Origin of the sequence: Xanthomonas hortorum pv. pelargonii (assembly GCF_024499015.1) — a bacterium.
GTDB classification, from domain to species: Bacteria; Pseudomonadota; Gammaproteobacteria; order Xanthomonadales; family Xanthomonadaceae; genus Xanthomonas; species Xanthomonas hortorum_B.
In genome coordinates this window covers 98,463-116,347 of the sequence record NZ_CP098604.1, presented here as the reverse complement: position 1 = coordinate 116,347, position 17,885 = coordinate 98,463, and the positions used below count along the sequence as shown (strand labels likewise).

Annotated in this window: 16 protein-coding genes and 2 pseudogenes; 13 read left to right on the top strand and 5 right to left on the bottom strand. The window is 64.0% G+C overall.

The genetic code is table 11. The features are described 5' to 3' along the window. Window positions 1-55 precede the first annotated feature (55 nt). Entirely contained in the window at window positions 56-1,402 is a 1,347-nt protein-coding gene (locus NDY25_RS00475) for an Nramp family divalent metal transporter (RefSeq protein WP_168957681.1), read from the bottom strand. A 145-nt stretch (window positions 1,403-1,547) separates the two neighbouring features. Between NDY25_RS00475 and mntR the strand changes: the two genes are divergently transcribed. The 3 genes from mntR (at window position 1,548) to orn (ending at window position 3,182) form a co-directional block, all read left to right on the top strand. Further along, window positions 1,548-2,015, top strand: coding sequence for a manganese-binding transcriptional regulator MntR (gene mntR, locus NDY25_RS00470; RefSeq protein ID WP_168957694.1), 468 nt, complete (start codon window positions 1,548-1,550; stop codon window positions 2,013-2,015). A gap of 14 nt (window positions 2,016-2,029) precedes the next feature. Beyond that, a complete protein-coding gene (gene tadA / locus NDY25_RS00465) occupies window positions 2,030-2,527 on the top strand; it encodes a tRNA adenosine(34) deaminase TadA (RefSeq protein ID WP_115040309.1) in 498 nt (165 codons plus the stop codon). A 70-nt stretch (window positions 2,528-2,597) separates the two neighbouring features. Further along, window positions 2,598-3,182, top strand: coding sequence for an oligoribonuclease (orn, locus tag NDY25_RS00460; RefSeq protein ID WP_023904122.1), 585 nt, complete (start codon window positions 2,598-2,600; stop codon window positions 3,180-3,182). 192 nt (window positions 3,183-3,374) lie between these two features. Here orn and NDY25_RS00455 read toward each other — a convergent pair whose 3' ends face one another. Both NDY25_RS00455 and ppsA read right to left on the bottom strand, forming a co-directional pair. After that, entirely contained in the window at window positions 3,375-4,346 is a 972-nt protein-coding gene (locus NDY25_RS00455) for a mechanosensitive ion channel family protein (protein ID WP_168957680.1), read from the bottom strand. Next, window positions 4,346-6,728: pseudogene (gene ppsA / locus NDY25_RS00450) on the bottom strand (phosphoenolpyruvate synthase). Before ppsA ends, NDY25_RS00455 begins: the two are co-directional and overlap by 1 nt. Before the next feature lie 142 nt (window positions 6,729-6,870). Between ppsA and ppsR the strand changes: the two are divergent. The 3 genes from ppsR (at window position 6,871) to NDY25_RS00435 (ending at window position 8,987) form a co-directional block, all read left to right on the top strand. Further along, window positions 6,871-7,692, top strand: a complete 822-nt coding sequence (gene ppsR, locus NDY25_RS00445; protein ID WP_168957678.1) for a posphoenolpyruvate synthetase regulatory kinase/phosphorylase PpsR — start codon at window positions 6,871-6,873, stop codon at window positions 7,690-7,692. A 204-nt stretch (window positions 7,693-7,896) separates the two neighbouring features. After that, the gene (locus NDY25_RS00440) at window positions 7,897-8,400 is read left to right on the top strand and encodes a DUF1249 domain-containing protein (RefSeq protein WP_168957677.1); all 504 of its coding nucleotides are present in this window, start codon (window positions 7,897-7,899) and stop codon (window positions 8,398-8,400) included. 98 nt (window positions 8,401-8,498) lie between these two features. Beyond that, window positions 8,499-8,987 (top strand): NUDIX hydrolase, encoded by a 489-nt coding sequence (locus NDY25_RS00435; RefSeq protein WP_168957676.1) that lies wholly within the window; start codon window positions 8,499-8,501, stop codon window positions 8,985-8,987. Between the two features lie 192 nt (window positions 8,988-9,179). Here NDY25_RS00435 and NDY25_RS00430 read toward each other — a convergent pair. After that, window positions 9,180-9,942 (bottom strand): annotated as a pseudogene (locus NDY25_RS00430) (3-hydroxybutyrate dehydrogenase). Between the two features lie 133 nt (window positions 9,943-10,075). Here NDY25_RS00430 and NDY25_RS00425 point away from each other — a divergent pair. From NDY25_RS00425 to NDY25_RS00405, 5 genes are all read left to right on the top strand, one after another. Next, window positions 10,076-10,690: a CDP-alcohol phosphatidyltransferase family protein gene (locus NDY25_RS00425; protein ID WP_043889235.1), complete on the top strand. Its 615-nt coding sequence runs from the start codon at window positions 10,076-10,078 to the stop codon at window positions 10,688-10,690. 55 nt (window positions 10,691-10,745) lie between these two features. Beyond that, window positions 10,746-11,915, top strand: coding sequence for a class III poly(R)-hydroxyalkanoic acid synthase subunit PhaE (gene phaE / locus NDY25_RS00420; RefSeq protein ID WP_168957674.1), 1,170 nt, complete (start codon window positions 10,746-10,748; stop codon window positions 11,913-11,915). Further along, window positions 11,912-12,988: a class III poly(R)-hydroxyalkanoic acid synthase subunit PhaC gene (locus NDY25_RS00415; RefSeq protein ID WP_115040110.1), complete on the top strand. Its 1,077-nt coding sequence runs from the start codon at window positions 11,912-11,914 to the stop codon at window positions 12,986-12,988. Before phaE ends, NDY25_RS00415 begins: the two co-directional genes overlap by 4 nt. A 114-nt stretch (window positions 12,989-13,102) precedes the next feature. Beyond that, window positions 13,103-13,303, top strand: a complete 201-nt coding sequence (locus NDY25_RS00410) for a PspC domain-containing protein (protein ID WP_006450932.1) — start codon at window positions 13,103-13,105, stop codon at window positions 13,301-13,303. After that, window positions 13,300-13,788: a hypothetical protein gene (locus tag NDY25_RS00405; RefSeq protein ID WP_168957673.1), complete on the top strand. Its 489-nt coding sequence runs from the start codon at window positions 13,300-13,302 to the stop codon at window positions 13,786-13,788. The genes NDY25_RS00410 and NDY25_RS00405 overlap by 4 nt, the downstream gene beginning before the upstream one ends. Here the strand turns inward: NDY25_RS00405 and NDY25_RS00400 are convergent. Beyond that, window positions 13,746-14,957, bottom strand: coding sequence for an NAD(P)/FAD-dependent oxidoreductase (locus tag NDY25_RS00400; RefSeq protein WP_168957672.1), 1,212 nt, complete (start codon window positions 14,955-14,957; stop codon window positions 13,746-13,748). The genes NDY25_RS00405 and NDY25_RS00400 overlap by 43 nt on opposite strands. A 193-nt stretch (window positions 14,958-15,150) precedes the next feature. On the opposite strand from NDY25_RS00400, the gene NDY25_RS00395 reads away from it, so the two are divergent. Both NDY25_RS00395 and NDY25_RS00390 read left to right on the top strand, forming a co-directional pair. Then, window positions 15,151-15,378 (top strand): hypothetical protein, encoded by a 228-nt coding sequence (locus NDY25_RS00395; protein ID WP_006450935.1) that lies wholly within the window; start codon window positions 15,151-15,153, stop codon window positions 15,376-15,378. A 102-nt stretch (window positions 15,379-15,480) separates the two neighbouring features. Further along, window positions 15,481-17,847: a Tex family protein gene (locus NDY25_RS00390; protein ID WP_251754971.1), complete on the top strand. Its 2,367-nt coding sequence runs from the start codon at window positions 15,481-15,483 to the stop codon at window positions 17,845-17,847. Window positions 17,848-17,885 lie beyond the last annotated feature (38 nt).

Below are 17,885 nucleotides of genomic sequence, written 5' to 3'. Positions count from 1 at the left end.
CTTGGAATGGATGGCGAGTCGATGAGGCTCGCTCAGCCTCAACCGACATCGCCGGTCACTGCAGAGCGGTATCCCACAACAACTTGATGTTCAAACAAACGATCACCGCAGCGATCACCCAGGCGATGCGCACCAGCCACACCGGTGCCACCAGCGCCCCCATCAATTGACGATCCGACACGAAGCGCACCAGCGGGATCACCGCAAACGGCAGCTGCATCGACAACACCACCTGGCTGAGCACCAGCAGCCGCGCAGTGCCGGCTTCGCCGTACAGCCAGGTCACGATCACCACCGGCACGATCGCGATACCGCGGGTCAACAAGCGGCGCAGCCATGGCGGCAGCCGCAACTGCAAAAAGCCTTCCATCACGATCTGCCCGGCCAACGTCGCAGTCACCGTGGAGTTCACGCCCGAAGCAAGCAGTGCGACCGCAAACAAGGTCGAGGCCAGACCCACCCCCAGCATCGGCGCCAGCAGCGCATGTGCCTGTTCGATCTCCTGCACATCGGTGCGGCCCTGCGCATGAAACACCGCCGCTGCCAGAATCAGGATCGAGGCATTGATGAACAACGCGAACATCAAGGCCACGGTGCTGTCGGTCACCGCCCAGCGCAACGCCGACTTGCGCCCCACATCGGTGCGCGGATACGCACGCGTCTGCACGATCGACGAATGCAGGTACAGGTTATGCGGCATCACCGTCGCACCGATGATGCCGATTGCCAGATACAAGGCCTGCGGATCGGTGATCACTTGCGCGCGCGGAATGAAGCCGCCCAACACCGCCGCAATCGGTGGCGCAGCCAGCGCAATCTGGATACCGAAACACACGAAGATGATCAGCAGCAAGGCCATGACGAACGCTTCCAGCGCGCGAAAACCGCGGTTCATCAGCAACAACACCAACACCACATCGACCGCGGTGATGATCGCGCCCAGGGTCAGCGGAATGCCGAACAACAACTTCAATGCGATGGCAGTGCCGATCACCTCGGCCAGATCGCAGGCGATGATGGCCAGCTCGCACAATCCCCACAGCGCCAGATTCACCCCGCGCGGGTAGCGCGCCCGGCAGGCCTGCGCCAGATCCAGCCCCGTCGCGATACCCAAGCGTGCCGACAATGCTTGCAACACGATCGCCATCACGTTGGATAGCAGGATCACCGACAACAGCAGATAGCCGAACTGCGAGCCGCCGGCCAGATCGGTGGCCCAGTTGCCCGGGTCCATGTAACCCACCGACACCATGTAGCCCGGCCCCAGGAACGCCAGCAAGCGGAACCACCAGTGGCCTCCCTTGGGCACGGCGACGCTGGCGTGGTGATCGCCCAGACCACCGTTGGCGGGCTGCGGCGCAGGGTGGGGCGAATGGGTAGGTGAGAGGGTGTCGGCGGACATGCGAGACGGCATCGGCGAGGAATCGGAGCGATGATATAGCAACTGCTATTCTGTTGAGCATTGGCAATCTCAATCGTAATGATCGGCGGCGTGCTTCACACTACGCAGACCGGCACTGGCGCCGGACGTGATGATGAGGAAGAGGGTGGGCAAGAGCGAAGAACAGGAAGCCGCCGCGCCGGTGTTGATCGATGCGCAGGTGCATATGGAAAGCTTCCGTCAGGTGCGCGAAGCGCGCCGCGCCGAGTTGGTCGAGGACTATGTGGAGCTGATCTCCGATCTGCTGGTCGACGGTGGCGAAGCGCGCCAGGTCGATATCGCCGCGCGTTTGGGCGTGGCCCAGCCGACCGTGGCCAAGATGCTCAAGCGGCTGGTGCGCGATGGCTGGGTGGTGCAGCGTCCGTACCGCGGCGTGTTCCTGACCCCGGCCGGCGAGGCGCTGGCCGCGTCCAGCCGGCAGCGCCACCAGATCGTCGAGCGCTTCCTGCTGGCCCTGGGCATCGACGAGGCTACCGCGCGCCGCGATGCCGAGGGCATCGAGCACCATGTCAGCGAAGCCACCGTTGCTGCGTTCGCCGCCTTCCTGGATCGCCAGTGCGGCAGCGCCGCGTGAGCACATCGGTGGAGATGCCCTTCGACGCGGCGCAGTCGCCGATCGACCAGCAATGGATGCAGCGCGCCTTGCAACTGGCCGAGCGTGCCGAGCGCGACTATGACGAGATCCCGGTGGGTGCGTTGCTGGTCGATGCCGATGGCAACGTGCTGGGCGAAGGCTGGAACTTCAATATCGCCAGCCACGACCCTACCGCGCATGCCGAAATCATGGCCATGCGCGAGGCCGGCCGCCGGCTGGCCAATCACCGGCTGATCGGCTGCACCTTGTACGTCACCCTGGAGCCCTGCGCGATGTGTGCGATGGCCATGATCCATGCGCGTATCGCGCGGGTGGTGTTCGCCGCCAGCGACCCCAAGACCGGCGCCTGCGGCAGCGTGTTCGACCTGTTGGCCGACCCGCGTCACAATCATCGCGTGCAGGTCAGCGGCGGCGTGCTTGCAGCAGAAGCGAGCCTGCGGCTGACCAATTACTTCAGGGCCAAGCGTGGCAAGCCGCCCCTCGCGCCCTGAGCGGCGCGGCCGCGGTATGATGCGCGCCCTTCAGCATCTGGCCGGCGACGGCCCTCCACAGGACGGCGATATGGCAGACAACCTTGCGGGCAACGACCGACTGATCTGGATCGATCTGGAAATGACCGGGCTGGATACCGATCGCGACTCCATCATCGAGATCGCCACCATCGTGACCGATGCGCAGTTGAACGTGCTTGCCGAGGGGCCGGAACTGGCCATCGCCCACCCGCTGGAAAAACTCGAAGCGATGGACGAATGGAACCGCAATCAGCATCGCCGTTCGGGCCTGTGGCAACGCGTGCTCGACAGCCAGGTCACCCATGCGCAGGCCGAAGCGCAGACCGTTGCGTTCCTGAGCGAATGGATCCGCGCCGGCGCCTCGCCGATGTGCGGCAACTCGATCTGCCAGGATCGCCGCTTCCTGCACCGGCAGATGTCGCGCCTGGAGCGCTACTTTCACTACCGCAATCTCGATGTGTCCACCATCAAGGAGCTGGCACGGCGCTGGGCGCCGACGGTGGCCAATGGGTTTGCCAAGAGCTCGGCGCATACCGCGCTGAGCGACGTGCGCGATTCGATCGACGAGCTACGCCACTATCGCCAGTTCATGGGCGCGTTGGGTGGTGCAAACCAGGGTGGCGCGCAGGGATAAGGGCGGCACTGGTTCGCGGCACGCCGACGGCGTGCTGCGACTGGTGTGCAGCGAACGTTGCGACTTGGAAATTGCGTATCTTCAGACTCATCTGTTCGATGCAGCAGGGGCCAGAGACGCCACACAACAAAAAGGCCGCATCACTGGATGCGGCCTTTTGCATGACAGATTGCTTTACACGCGAAAACGCACTCAACGCGCCAACGACGGCCCCTTGCTCACATCGCCATCGTCGGCGATGCCTTTCAGCAGCAGATCCGAGATCGGCTTGCCGTCGGCATCGTGGTGATACACATGCAGGTCGCGCTGCGGGTACGGGATATTGAGCCCGTTTTCCAGCAGCTGGTTGCGGATCTGCTCCAGCGTGGTGCTCTTGGCCGCGCCGAAGTTGCCGTTGGTGGCATACGCAAACAACATCAGATCCACCGTGCTTTCGCCCAGGTTGGTGACCTGCACGAATGGTGCGGGCGAATCCAGCAGGTTCGGATTCTCCTTGGCGATCTGCAGCAACAGCTGTTGGGCTTTTTTCAGATCGTCTCCATAGCCCACGCCCACGGTCACTTCCAGGCGACGGTTGGGCAGGGTGCTGTAGTTGACGATCGGTGAGGTGGTGATCGTGCTGTTGGGCAGGGTGGTCATGCGTTCGTCGAATGAGCGCAGCCGGGTCTGGAAGATCCGGATCTCGTCCACGATGCCTTCCTGGCCTGCGATCACGACATGGTCGCCATCGCGCATCGGTCGCAGCACGATCAGCATCACGCCTGCGGCGATGTTGGACAGCGAGTCCTTCAACGCCAGACCGACCGCCAGACCGGCCGCGCCCAGCACCGCAATCAGCGAGGTTGGCGGCACGCCGATCTTGCTCAACGCGCTCACGAAGACCAGTACCAGCAACAACGCATACAACACGTTGCGCAGGAAGTTGGTCAGCGTGATCTCGATACGCGCGCGGGTCAGCGCACGATGCAGCCACTGGCTGAGCTGTTTGGCCAGCCACATGCCGACCACCACGATCAGCAGCGCCAGCCCCCAATTGAGCGCGTACTGCGCCCACGGGATGTTGGCCCAATTGAACGCCGGCTCCGCCACCTTGGTGGCCGCCGCTGCCGGCTTTGCGGCGACTGCTCCTGCAGCCGCCGCCCACACCACACCCAACATTCCCATCAGCTCTCGCTCTTCAACTTGGCCAGACGCAACCAGGTGTCGACCACGGTGTCAGGATTCAGCGACACCGACTCGATGCCTTCCTGCATCAACCACTCGGCCAGTTCCGGGTGATCCGACGGCCCCTGGCCGCAGATACCGACGTACTTGCCCTTGGCGCGCGCCGACTTGATCGCCATCGACAGCAGCTTCTTGACCGCCGGATTCCGCTCATCGAACAGATGCGCCACGATCGAGGAATCGCGATCCAGGCCCAATGTCAGCTGGGTCAGATCGTTGGAGCCGATCGAGAAGCCGTCGAAGATCTCCAGGAACTCATCGGCCAGCAGCGCGTTGGACGGCAGTTCGCACATCATGATGATCTTCAGGCCGGGCTTTCTCGCCCTTCTTCAGGCCGTTCTGCTCCAGCACCTCGATCACCTTGCGACCTTCTTCCAGCGTGCGCACGAACGGGATCATCACCCAGAGGTTGTCCAGGCCCATCTCGTTGCGCACCTTCAGCACCGCCTTGCACTCCAGCGCGAACGCCTTGGTGAAGGACGGGTCGACGTAACGGCTGGCGCCGCGGAAGCCGATCATCGGGTTCTCTTCATGCGGCTCGTAACGCGAGCCGCCGATCAGGTTGGCGTACTCGTTGGACTTGAAGTCCGACAACCGCACGATCACCGTGTTGGGCGCCACCGAGGCGGTCAGCGTGGCAATGCCCTCGGCCAGGCGGTTGATGTAGAAGCTCACCGGATCGCCGTAACCGGCGGTCTTGGCGTCGATCTTCTTGCGAACATCTGCGTCCTGCTTGTCGTATTCCAGCAGTGCATTGGGATGGATGCCGATATGCGCGGCGATGATCATTTCAAGACGCGCCAAACCGATACCGGCATTGGGCAGCTGACCGAAGTCGAACGCACGCTCCGGGTTGGCCACGTTCATCATGATCTTGAGCGGGGCAGGCGGCATGTTGCCCAGATCGGTGGTGGTGCGCTCGAACGGCAGCAGGCCGTCGTAGATGAAGCCGGTATCGCCTTCTGCGCAGCTGACCGTGACTTCCTGGCCATCGCTGATCATGTCGGTGGCGTTGCCCGAGCCGACCACGGCCGGCACACCGAGCTCGCGCGCGATGATCGCCGCATGGCAGGTGCGGCCGCCGCGGTTGGTGACGATCGCCGAGGCGCGCTTCATCACCGGCTCCCAATCGGGATCGGTCATGTCGGCGATCAACACGTCGCCGGCCTGCACGCGATTCATATCGTCCAGCGAGCGCACCACGCGTGCGACGCCGCTACCGATCTTGGCACCGACCGCACGGCCTTCGACCAGGATCTTGGCGTCCTTGGCATCCAGCGAAAAACGCTCGATCTGGGTGGCGTGACTGCGCGACTTCACCGTCTCAGGGCGCGCCTGCACGATGAACAACTTGCCGCTGACGCCGTCCTTTGCCCACTCGATATCCATCGGGCGGCCGTAATGCTTTTCGATCACCAGGGCCTGCTTGGAGAGCTCCTGCACGTCTTCGTCGCTGATCGAGAAGGTGTTGCGCAGTTCCACCGGCGTGTCTTCGGTGCGCACACGCTCACCGGGCACATCCGAATACACCATGCGGATCGCCTTGCTGCCGAGCGAGCGACGCAGGATCGCCGGCTTGCCTGCGCTGAGCGTGGGCTTGTAGACATAGAACTCGTCCGGGTTGACCGCGCCCTGCACGACCATTTCGCCCAGGCCGAAGCTGGAGGTGACGAACACCACATCGCGGAAGCCCGATTCGGTGTCCAGGGTGAACAGCACGCCGGCCGCACCCACGCCCGAGCGCACCATCAACTGCACGCCGGCCGAGAGGAACACGTCTTCGTGCTTGAAGCCGTGATGCACGCGATAGGCAATCGCGCGATCGTTGTAGAGGCTGGCGAACACTTCCTTGACCTTGTGCACCACATCGTCGGCGCCGGTCACGTTGAGGAAGGTTTCCTGCTGACCGGCGAACGAGGCATCGGGCAGATCTTCGGCGGTGGCCGACGAACGCACCGCCACGGCCACTTCGCCGCCGCCGTTTTCGGCGCACAGCTGTTCGTAGGCGGTGCGGATGTCGCGGTCAAGTTCGGGCTGCAGCGGCGCATCGATCACCCAGCCGCGGATTTCCTTGCCGGCGATGGTCAGCGCAGTGACATCTTCCACATCCAGCGTGGCCAGCTTGTCGAAGATGCGCTTGGATAGATCGTTGTGTGCGATGAAGTCCTTGAAAGCTTCCGCAGTGGTCGCATATCCACCGGGAACCGAAACGCCAAGCCCGGCCAGGTTGCCAATCATCTCGCCAAGCGAGGAATTTTTACCGCCTACGCGGGCCAGATCGACCAGGCGTAGCTCATGCAACCACAGGATATTCTCGTTCAAGCGCGATGCTCCGTAAGGCCATCGCCCGAGCGGGCTGGATGGCCGCGACCGTAGGAAGAAGCCGCTATGATGCAGTGCACAGCGGAATCTGCACAAGCATGAACCCGTAAGTTTTGAACACCAGTTCAAAGAGGTGGCCTTGATGTCAACAATTCGACCGGTGTTCTACGTCTCCGATGGAACCGGTATCACCGCTGAAACGATTGGGCATAGCCTGCTCACGCAGTTCAGCGGATTCAACTTCGTCACCGACCGCATGTCGTTCATTGACGATGCAGAAAAAGCGCGCGATGCAGCGCTGCGTGTGCGTGCCGCAGGCGAGCGGTACCAGGTGCGCCCGGTGGTGGTCAATTCGTGCGTCGATCCACAGTTGAGCATGATCCTGGCCGAAAGCGGCGCGTTGATGCTGGATGTGTTCGCGCCCTTCATCGAGCCGCTGGAGCGCGAGCTCAATGCGCCGCGGCACTCGCTGGTGGGCCGCGCGCACGGCATGGTGGACTTCGAGACCTATCACCGCCGCATCAATGCGATGAACTTCGCGCTAAGCCACGACGACGGCATCGCACTCAATTACGACGAGGCCGACGTGATCCTGGTCGCGGTGTCGCGCGCGGGCAAGACGCCCACCTGCATCTATCTGGCATTGCATTACGGCATCCGCGCCGCCAACTATCCGTTGACCGAAGAAGATCTGGAAAACGAACGTTTGCCACCGCGCTTGCGCAACTACCGCAGCAAGCTGTTCGGTCTGACCATCGACCCGGAGCGGCTGCAGCAGATCCGTCAGGAGCGCCGCGCCAATTCGCGTTACAGCGCGGCGGAGACCTGCCGGCGTGAAGTCGCCACTGCCGAGCGCATGTTCCAGATGGAGCGGATTCCCACCTTGAGCACAACCAATACCTCGATCGAGGAAATCTCCAGCAAGGTGTTGTCCACGCTGGGGCTGCAGCGCGAGATGTTTTGAGGCCGGGATTGGTGGGCGGGATTCGGGATTGGACAAGCAGGCGGCGCGTTCACACACAATCCGGGTGCTGCCGCGACGCGGCTCACGGCTTGCTGACAAGCCAAGCGAAATCAAGCGGGCGGGACAGTACTCGAATAAAGTAGGCCTGCCGATGGGCAGTCGTCAATGCTGCCCGTGCGGCAGCGCAGCGTGTAGGATCGGTTTATGGCGCAAGCACTGAGCAAACTCGAACGCATCCCCAAGTTGAGCCGATTTGGCTGGCTGATGGGCTTGTACGCAGAAAACTTCCAGCACCTGACCCGGCTGTTCGCGCCGGCCGACCTCGCTCCCGGTTCCTATGTGTCTTCGATCGGCGATGGGCTGAATCTGCGTTTGGACGTGATCGAGTGCCACCGCTATACGGTGGAGCTGCGGCTGACCTACGACCTGTGCGACCCGGTGACCGGCGAACCCGATCCTTCCGCCTATGTGCGGCTGTACCGCGATGCGCGCCAGGCCGAAACCACGCATTGCTATGTCGGCCGCCGCTGGCAGGACGTGATGGGCATGTTCCCGCCGCCGGCCGAGCTGATCAGCCACCGCATGCGCATGAATACGTTCCTGGGCAAGTGGCTGGACTATCTGGCCGAGCGCGGTCACGGTGTCGCCACGCTGCGCCGGGATCACGATTACGTTGCACCGCCGCGCGCCGGTTCGCAGATCGGTTGAGCGGGCGCGTCGCTGCCGTGCCCACTCGTTGTTGACGACGCGTCCGCTGTTGATGGCGCATCGGTCATACTGATGTGCTTCGTGTCAGATCGCGTGCCATGCCCTATACCCCTATCGTCGCCACACTTGGCTACCTGTTGTCGCCGGACGGCAGCCAGGTCCTGATGATCCACCGCAATGCCCGCCCCGGCGATCAGCACCTGGGCAAGTACAACGGGCTCGGCGGCAAGGTGGAACCGCATGAAGACGTGCTGGCCGGCATGCGCCGCGAAATCCGCGAAGAAGCGGGCGTGGAATGCGGCCAGATGCAATTGCGCGGCACCATCAGTTGGCCCGGCTTCGGCAAGCACGGCGAAGACTGGCTGGGCTTCGTGTTTTTGATCCGCAGCTTCGAAGGCACCCCGCAGGCCTCGAACCCGGAGGGCACGCTGGAGTGGGTAGCGCTCGATCGCATGGAGCAGCTGCCGATGTGGGAAGGCGACCGCAATTTCCTGCCGCTGGTGTTCGACGGCGACCCGCGTCCGTTCCATGGCGTGATGCCGTATCGCGACGGGCGTATGCAATCGTGGACGTACTCGCGCATCTGAGCGCGTGGGTCCGCTAGCGAGCGCGAGGGTGGTCTTTTCCCGCCTATCGAGGCTGCGTTGAACCCAGCTGTCGCACCGAGCACTTCTCCACATCCGCTGTGGATGAAAGCTGCGCAAGTCTGTGGACAACTGTGCACGCGCCTTGCGGCGCAAGGCTGTCAAGTCGACTGGTGAAATTTTCGCCAGTCGCGATTACTGCGCCGTCCAGCCGCCATCGATGGCGATCGACTGCCCGGTGATGTTGCGCGCGGCATGCGACATCAGGAACGCGACCGTGCCAGCCAGTTCGTCGTACGCGATAAAGGCGCCCTTGGGCATCGGCTTGAGCATCACATCGCGGATCACCGCATCCTCGGCAATGCCGCGCGTACGTGCTTGGTCGGCGATCTGCCGCTCCACCAGCGGCGTGCGCACATAGCTGGGGCACAACGTGTTGACAGTGATGTCGCAGTCGGCGGTTTCCAGCGCGATGACCTTGGCCAGCCCGACCAGGCCATGCTTTGCCGCGACATACGCACTCTTGTACGGGCTGGCCACCAACGAGTGGATGCTGCCGATGTTGACGATGCGCCCGTAGCCAGCTTCACGCATACCGGGCAACACTGCACGGCTGAGCCGTGCGGCGCCGGTCAGCATCACCTCCACCAGCAACGCCCAGCGCTGCATCGGGAAGTCTTCCAGCGCGGACACGTGCTGCAGGCCGGCGTTGTTGATCAGCACTTGTGGCGCGCGCGATGCGTTGGCCAGCGCACGTACAACGCTATCTTCATCAGTCACGTCCAGCGCCAGCGCGCGCTTCGGCCGAACCGCCGGCGTCGCGCAGAGCGCACGCAGTATGCTCTGCGGCCGCCAGGTCCATATCGCTGACGATCAGATGGTGACCAGCGACGGCCAGCTCGGTGGCGATGCCGGCGCCAATGCCGCTGCCTGCACCGGTGATCAGGATGCTGCGCATCGGGTGTCCTTCTCGGGAATCGTGCGCGGCCAGGGCGGCAACGCTGTCCGTCAGACTAGCCGAGTCCCGCGAAATGGTCGCCTGCGTGGCGCGCGCGCGTTACCCTTTGCGCCTCGATCACCTCAGGCTGCGCATGAAACGCCATTTCTCGATGCTGCGCGATTTCCAACTCGCGGACTGGTTCACCCTGGCCAACGCCTTCTGCGGCACCGGTGCGGTGTTTGCCTCGATGCGCTTTCTGCAAGAAGGCCATCGCGGGGACCTGCTGCTGGGCATGGCGCTGATTCCGCTGGCGTTCGTCTTCGATGCGCTGGACGGGCACGTGGCGCGCTGGCGCAAGGCATCTTCAACGCTGGGGCGCGAGCTGGATTCGCTGGCCGATGTGATCTCCTTCGGCGTGGCGCCGGCGGCGCTGGGCTATGCCTGCGGCATGCGCGGCGGCTGGGACTGGTTGGTGCTGAGCTATTTCGTCTGCTGCGGCGTGAGCCGGTTGGCGCGCTACAACGTGACCGCCGAAGAGATCGCAGGCGAAGCCGACAAGGTGCCGTATTTCGAAGGCACGCCGATTCCCAGCAGCCTGCTGCTGGTGATCCTGCTTGCGGTGGCCGCCAGCAGTGGCCATATCGGTCAAAGCCTGTGGTGGGGCCAGTGGCAGCTCGGGCCGTGGCAGCTGCATCCGTTGGTGCTGCTGTTTGCGGTCTCCGGCTCGCTGATGATCAGCAAGACGCTGCGTATTCCCAAACCCTGACCGGCACGCCGGGACACACGCGGTAGGATGGCTCGGTGAACAGGCACAGGAAGGGATGATGGCAAGCAGCGGTTCGGACAATGGCAACGAAGACAAGGCGCGCCAGTACTGGAACGCCTGGGGAGATGCCATGCGCCACGGCCAGTCCGGCTCCGCTGCGCCGCCGGGTGCGGTTCCAGGCATGGGGCCGGGCACGGACGCACCGCAGGACTGGCGCAAGGCGATGGACTGGTGGTCGCAGTTGTTGCCCACCCAGGCCGCACCGCAGGCGCAGGAGGCGATCGACCGCTTCCGCAATCAGGCCGGCGACTGGTTCGGCACCATGCAACAGGTGGCCGCGCAGTTTGCCGGGCGCGATACCTCGGCCAACGAAGTTTCCGATGCCTGGCGACAGGCCGTGCAAGGGCAGGGCGAACAACTGATGCAGTGGACGCTGGGCTCGTTGCGCGGCGGCAGCCCGGGCGGGTTCGATCCGTGGCTGCAGCAGGCAGCGCAGACCCTGGAAAAGTGGCAGCAGGAAAACGCGCCCTGGCTGCAGATGCCGGCATTCGGCTTGAACCGCAATCATCAAGCGCGCCTGCAGACGCTGGCACGCGCGCAGCAGGACTATCAGGCGCAGTCGCAGGCCTATGGCGAACAACTCAAGTCGGCCATCGAGCAGGCGTTCGGCCGGTTTACCTCCAAGCTGGGCGAGCATGAAAGCAGCGGCAGCCAGCTGACCAGTGCGCGCGCCCTGTTCGATCTGTGGATCGAAGCGGCCGAAGAGTCTTACGCCGACATTGCGTTGTCCGACCGGTTCCGCGAGGTGTACGGCGGCTTTGCCAACGCGCATATGCGCCTGCGTGCCGCACTGCAGGAAGAAGTGGAGCAAATGAGCGAGCGCTTCGGCATGCCGACCCGTTCGGAGATGGATGCTGCGCATCGCCGCATTGCCGAGCTGGAGCGCGCGGTGCGGCGGATGCTGCGCACTGCAGCCAGCCCGGCGAGCAAACCTGCGGCAGCGCCGGCAGCAGATCCGGTGGCATCGGCCACGGCCAAGCGTGCGTCGTCGTCCAAGGCGAGCGCAGTGTCCGAAGCAGCGCATGCAGCGAGCGCCGTCAAAAAGACCGCAGCTAAAAAGTCTCCGGCCAAACAAGCGACCGCTTCGAAACCGGTCTCCAGGCCAGCCACTGGCAAACCCGCCGGCAAGCAGACCGCACGCAAGCCACGTGGAGCGCAGGCATGAAAGGCCCGTTGGGATTCAGCGCCGAAGACCTGATGCAGGAAACCCTGTCGATGCAGCGCAAGCTGCGCGAGGGGCTCAAGCTGCTGCCCGGTGTGGAAGACGTGGATTACGGCGTCACCGAGCGCGAAGAAATCTGGCGCGACGGCAAGGTGGTGCTGTATCGCTTCGTTGGCGAACAGGCGCCGGTGGCCAAGACGCCGCTGTTGATCGTCTACGCGCTGGTCAATCGCCCGTACATGGTCGACCTGCAGGCCGACCGCTCGCTGGTCAAGGGCCTGTTGAGTCATGGCCAGGACGTCTATGTGCTGGACTGGGGCTACCCGGACCGCTCCGAACGTTACCTCACGCTCGAGGATTATCTGCTGCGCTATATCGACGGCGCGGTGGACCATTTGCGTGCGCAATCAGGTCTGGAAGCGGTCGATGTGCTCGGCATCTGCCAGGGCGGCACGTTCTCGCTGTGCTACGCCGCCTTGCAACGGCCCAAGGTGCGCAACCTGATCACCATGGTCACGCCGGTGGATTTCCACACCCCCGACAACATGCTCTCAAACTGGGCGCGCATGGTCGATGTGGACCTGTTCGTCGATACGATGGGCAACGTGCCGGCGGATCTGATGAACGCCAGTTACCTGATGCTCAAGCCGTTCCGGCTGAATCTGCAGAAGTACGTCGGCTTGCTCGACATTCTCGACGACAAGCAGGCGCTGGAAGATTTCCTGCGCATGGAAAAGTGGATCTTCGATTCGCCCGACCTGGCCGGCGAAGCCTTCCGCGAGTTCGTCAAGCTGTTCTATCAGCGCAATGGGCTGGTGACGGGGCAGGTGAGCATCGGCGGGCAGGCGGTAGATCTGCAGGCCGTCGACATGCCGGTGCTGAACATCTACGCCGAACACGATCACCTGGTGCCGCCCGATGCCTCGCGCGCGCTACGTGGCCTGGTCGGCAGCGACGATTACAGCGAGCTGAGTTTTCGCGGCGGGCATATCGGTATCTACGTCTCCGGGCGTGCGCAGCGCGAAGTGCCGGTGGCGATCCATCGCTGGCTGCAGGAGCGTGGCGGCAACGCGTGATGCATGTTTGGTAGCGCAATCCAGACGCCTGCCATCAAGCATGCCGCCGTCGCCATCACCACACGCTGTCGCCGGTCTTTTTAGACTACACGCAACGTTTGCAGGAGCCTTGCCATGTCCACCAGCACCACGCTGTCCCGTTCTCTCAACGATCGCATGATTGCTGGCGTTGTCGGCGGCATCGCACGCCGGCTCGGCTGGAGCTCCACGTTGCTGCGCGTGTTGTTCGTGATCGTGTCGATCGCTTCTGCCGCATTCCCTGGCATCCTGGTCTATCTGATCCTGTGGCTGCTGATCCCCAATCAGGCCGATTGACGTCCGCCCCGCGCGGGTGGCCCGCAGTGCAGGTGTTGGGCGCGTTGTGGACGCTGCCCAACACCGTGCTTGGCATCGTGATCGGTGCGGTGGGCAGCTGTTTCGGCGCACGCCCGCACTGGTCCAGCCAGGAGCTGGCACTGGTCTTCCACGCCTGGCCGTGGGGGCCGGGCGGGGCGATGACGCTGGGCAACGTGATCCTGTTGAAGGGTGCCTCGCTCGATCTGCAGTGCAGCACCTATGCGCATGCCGCCGGCCGCTGCCAGCATCCGCCGGTGCGTCTCGGCGATCACGAACGTGCACACGTCTATCAATACATGCTGCTCGGGCCGCTGTTCTTGCCGGTCTATGTCCTGTGCGGCGGCATCCATGTGCGCAATCCGCTGGAGCGGGCTGCCGATCACTATGCGATGCACGGCCACGGGTGGTGGCCGTGGTGGGTTCAGCCCAGTCGCGAGAACCCGAACAACTCGGACAAGGGATGAGATCTGCCCTCCAGTTGCGCGCGCAGTAACCCGGCGCCGATCGCGCTATAGGTGATGCCGTTGCCGCCGTAGGCCATTGCGAACGACACGCGCGGCCCGTATTGAGGGTGAGTGCCGAAGAACGGCAATCCGTCTGCGGTTTCGGCGAAGGTGCCGCCCCAGGCAAACACCGGGCGCAAGCTCACATCCGGCATCGTCTGCCGGATCTTCTTCAGCAGGGTCTTCAGCTTGCGCATGACGCGCGCATCGCGACGTGCCGGGAGATCGACGTTGTCGTCTTCGCCACCGGCCACCACGCGCCCATCCGGCGTGCTGCGCAAGTACAGATACGGACGCGCGGTTTCCCACATCATGGTGTGCTTGAGCGCACCCATCTCGCTGTCGTGCAAGGGATCGGTCACGAATGCGTAGCTGCTGCGATTGCGCGCCACGCGTTGCGATAGCCACTGCTGATTGCCATAACCGGCAGCCATGATCACGTGGCGCGCGCGCAGGCTGACACCGTCCTGGGTGCGCAATGCCACATGCTGGTCGTGAGGTTCGAGCGTGGCAATCGTGCTGCGGTCGTAGATGCGCGCACCGTACTGCTCGCACTCGGCGAACAGGCGATAGCACAGCCGGTACGGGTCGACGCTGGCGGCCAGGCGGCTGAGGATCGCACCCTCCGAGCGTACGCCGTAGTTGTGCCATAGCGGCGCGCGCTCGATCCACTCCACCGGCAAGGCATGCGCCTGGCGTGCCTTCAGCTCGCTGCGTAACTCCTTCAGATCGCGTGCCCGGCTCGCGTAATACAGGCTGTCCTGGCGGGTGAAGTCGCAGCCGCCCAGCGTATTGCACAGGCCTTGCAGGTCGAGGATGGCTTGCGCACAGGCGCTGTAAGCGAGCGCGGCCGCCGGCATGCCGTGTTGCCTGGCCAACTCGATCATCGGCGTATCGATTTCGTATTGCAGCAAGGCGGTGCTGGCCGAGGTGCTGCCCCAGCCGATCTCGCGTTGTTCGACCACCACCACATCGTGCCCGTGCTTGAGCAGTTCGTGCGCGATCAGGGCTGCGGTGACGCCGCCACCGACGATGGCGACCTCGCAGTGGGCGTCTTGTTCCAGGCGCGGATAGGCGCGCATCAACCCGTTGCGGATCGACCAGAACGGGTAGCCACTTTTGAGGTCCATGCGGTGTCGTCAGAGAGCGGGCGGTCTGCAATTTGACAGCCAAGCGGGGTGAAGCGGTCGTGCAGATCGAGCAGACCTGCGGCCGTCACCAAACCGCAAACAGCCGGCGTTAACGTGCGTGGAAAGCTCCTCACGGCACGGTCGTTATGCTCGCGCCACTAACGTAGTCACAGTTGTTAACGAGGGTGTGGGTATGTCGATCGTTCTGTACGTCGGTGGCAGCAAAGATGGCGACAAAGGCGTTGTGCCTTATGGGTTCAGCAAGTCGCGTGCTATGACCGATGCCGGCCCGGAGGTCTATGTGGAGCGCATGGTGCCGCTGAAAGACGTCGGAAAGATCCGTGTGATGGCGCTCGAATCGCTGCACGAAAGCATTCTGGTCGAGCGCGCAGCCACCCATTACGCGCGCCGCGTCAGCTGAGCGCGTCGGCATAGGTTTACGGGTGCCCTGTCAACGGGTTCCCGCGGCGGGCCAGCACTGCGAAAATGCTTTTTTCAGTGAAGCGGTTCTTACCGCGCCGTCATGATCGATAGTCAGCTTGCCCAGCAGATCGCTCGCACCATCGCCGATGAGATCGGTGCCCAACCCGCGCAGGCGCGCGCCGCCATCGCCCTTCTCGACGAAGGCGCCAGCGTTCCGTTCATCGCCCGCTACCGCAAGGAAGTCACCGGCGGTCTGGACGACACCCAACTACGTAATCTGGAAACGCGCCTGACCTATCTGCGCGAGCTGGAAGAGCGCCGCGCAGCGATCCTGTCCAGCATCGGCGAGCAGGGCAAGCTCAGCGACGAATTGCGTGATGAGATCGGCGCGGCCGACACCAAATCGCGACTGGAAGATCTGTATCTGCCGTACAAGCCCAAGCGCCGTACCCGCGCGCAGATCGCGCGCGAAGCCGGCCTGGAGCCGCTGGCCGATGGGTTGCTGGCCGATCCGAGCCAGGCGCCGGAAGTGGCCGCCGCGCCGTTCATCGATGCAGACAAGGGCGTTGCCGACATCAAGGCGGCGCTGGAAGGCGCGCGCGCGATCCTGATGGAACGCTGGGGCGAAGATGCCGCCCTGGTCGGCGAGCTGCGCAGCTGGTTGAACGACAACGGCGTGATTCGCGCGCGCGTGGCCGAGGGCAAGGAAGAGGCCGGCGCCAAATACCGCGATTACTTCGACCATGTCGAATCATTGGCAAAGATTCCCTCGCACCGCTTGCTGGCGCTGTTCCGCGCGCGTCGCGAGGAATTTCTGTATCTGGACCTAGACCCGGGCAGCGACGCCGAGGCCGGCCACCAGTACGCCGAAGGCCGGGTGGCACTCAGCGCCGGCGTGTCCAACCAGGGCCGCCCGGCCGACCGCTGGCTGCTGGACGCCTGCCGGCTGACCTGGCGGGCCAAGCTGCACATGCATCTGCTGCTGGACCTGTTCAACCAGGCGCGCGAAAAGGCCGAGGCCGAGGCGATCGCGGTGTTCGGCGACAACCTCAAGGACCTGATGCTGGCCGCGCCGGCCGGCGCACGCGTGGTGCTCGGGCTGGACCCGGGCATCCGCACCGGCTGCAAGATCGCCGTGGTCGATGCCACCGGCAAGCTGGTGGCGACCGAGACGATCTATCCGCATGAGCCCAAGCGGCAGTGGGATCAGTCGCTACAGACGATCAAGCAGCTGTGCCTGCAGCACAACGTGGAACTGATCGCGATCGGCAACGGCACCGCCAGCCGCGAGACCGACAAGCTGGCCGGTGAAGCGATCGCGCTGTGCGGCGCGGCCAAGCTGCAGAAGGTGGTGGTCAGCGAAGCCGGTGCGTCGGTGTATTCGGCGTCCGAATTTGCGGCCAAGGAATTTCCGAATCTGGATGTATCGCTGCGCGGCGCGGTGTCGATCGCGCGGCGTCTGCAGGATCCGTTGGCCGAGTTGGTCAAGATCGAACCCAAGGCGATCGGCGTGGGGCAGTACCAGCACGACGTGGATCAATATCGTCTGGCCAAGGCGCTGGAAGCGCGCGTGGAAGACTGCGTCAATGCGGTCGGCGTGTACGTCAACACCGCCTCGGCGGCGCTGCTGTCACGGGTGTCGGGGCTGTCGAGCACGGTGGCGGAAAACATCGTGCGCCATCGCGACGACAACGGCCCGTTCAAGCGCCGCAAGGACTTGCTCAAAGTGCCGCGCCTGGGCGACAAGACCTTCGAGCAGTGCGCCGGTTTCCTGCGCATCGCCGATGGCGACGAGCCGCTGGAGGTGTCGGCGGTGCATCCGGAAGCCTATCCGGTGGTGGAGCGCATCGTCGGCAGCACCGGCAAGCCGATCAAGGCGTTGCTGGGCGACGGCAGCTTTCTGCGCGGGCTCAAGCCGGAGCTGTTCACCGACGAACAGTTCGGTGTGCCGACCGTGCGCGACATCCTCAAGGAGCTGGAAAAACCCGGCCGCGATCCGCGCCCAGAGTTCAAGGCCGCGCAGTTTGCCGAAGGCATCGAGGACATCAAGCATCTCAAGCCCGGCATGGTGCTCGAAGGCGTGGTCAGCAACGTGGCCGCGTTCGGCGCCTTCGTCGATATCGGCGTGCACCAGGATGGTCTGGTGCATATCTCGGCGTTGTCGGACACCTTCGTCAAGGATCCACGCGATGTGGTCAAGGCCGGCGACATCGTCAAGGTCAAGGTGTTGGAAGTGGACGTGGCGCGCAAGCGCATCGCGCTGACCTGCCGCCTGTCCGACACGCCGCCGCCGGCCGATGCTGCGGCCCAGTCGCGTGATCAACGCGGCAATGGCGGCCCGGGGCAGGGCCGCCGCGACGGTGGTGGTGGGCGAGGCCCTGGGCAGGGCAACAACAAACCGCGCACCACTGCACCGCCGGCCGACAACGCGCTGGCAGCCGCGTTTGCACGCGCCAAGCGCACTTGAGGGATGTTGCCCGGCTGCTGTCTTGGGGGCGTTGGGTA

Coding starts and splice junctions, on each gene's coding strand:
- NDY25_RS00440 (WP_168957677.1), top strand. CDS start 7,897: ATGGCGCAAGCACTGAGCAAACTCGAACGCATCCCCAAGTTGAGCCGA.
- tadA (WP_115040309.1), top strand. CDS start 2,030: ATGCCCTTCGACGCGGCGCAGTCGCCGATCGACCAGCAATGGATGCAG.
- NDY25_RS00455 (WP_168957680.1), bottom strand. CDS start 4,346: ATGGGAATGTTGGGTGTGGTGTGGGCGGCGGCTGCAGGAGCAGTCGCC.
- ppsR (WP_168957678.1), top strand. CDS start 6,871: ATGTCAACAATTCGACCGGTGTTCTACGTCTCCGATGGAACCGGTATC.
- NDY25_RS00400 (WP_168957672.1), bottom strand. CDS start 14,957: ATGGACCTCAAAAGTGGCTACCCGTTCTGGTCGATCCGCAACGGGTTG.
- NDY25_RS00425 (WP_043889235.1), top strand. CDS start 10,076: ATGAAACGCCATTTCTCGATGCTGCGCGATTTCCAACTCGCGGACTGG.
- NDY25_RS00435 (WP_168957676.1), top strand. CDS start 8,499: ATGCCCTATACCCCTATCGTCGCCACACTTGGCTACCTGTTGTCGCCG.
- orn (WP_023904122.1), top strand. CDS start 2,598: ATGGCAGACAACCTTGCGGGCAACGACCGACTGATCTGGATCGATCTG.
- NDY25_RS00390 (WP_251754971.1), top strand. CDS start 15,481: ATGATCGATAGTCAGCTTGCCCAGCAGATCGCTCGCACCATCGCCGAT.
- NDY25_RS00410 (WP_006450932.1), top strand. CDS start 13,103: ATGTCCACCAGCACCACGCTGTCCCGTTCTCTCAACGATCGCATGATT.
- NDY25_RS00395 (WP_006450935.1), top strand. CDS start 15,151: ATGTCGATCGTTCTGTACGTCGGTGGCAGCAAAGATGGCGACAAAGGC.
- NDY25_RS00415 (WP_115040110.1), top strand. CDS start 11,912: ATGAAAGGCCCGTTGGGATTCAGCGCCGAAGACCTGATGCAGGAAACC.
- NDY25_RS00475 (WP_168957681.1), bottom strand. CDS start 1,402: ATGTCCGCCGACACCCTCTCACCTACCCATTCGCCCCACCCTGCGCCG.
- phaE (WP_168957674.1), top strand. CDS start 10,746: ATGATGGCAAGCAGCGGTTCGGACAATGGCAACGAAGACAAGGCGCGC.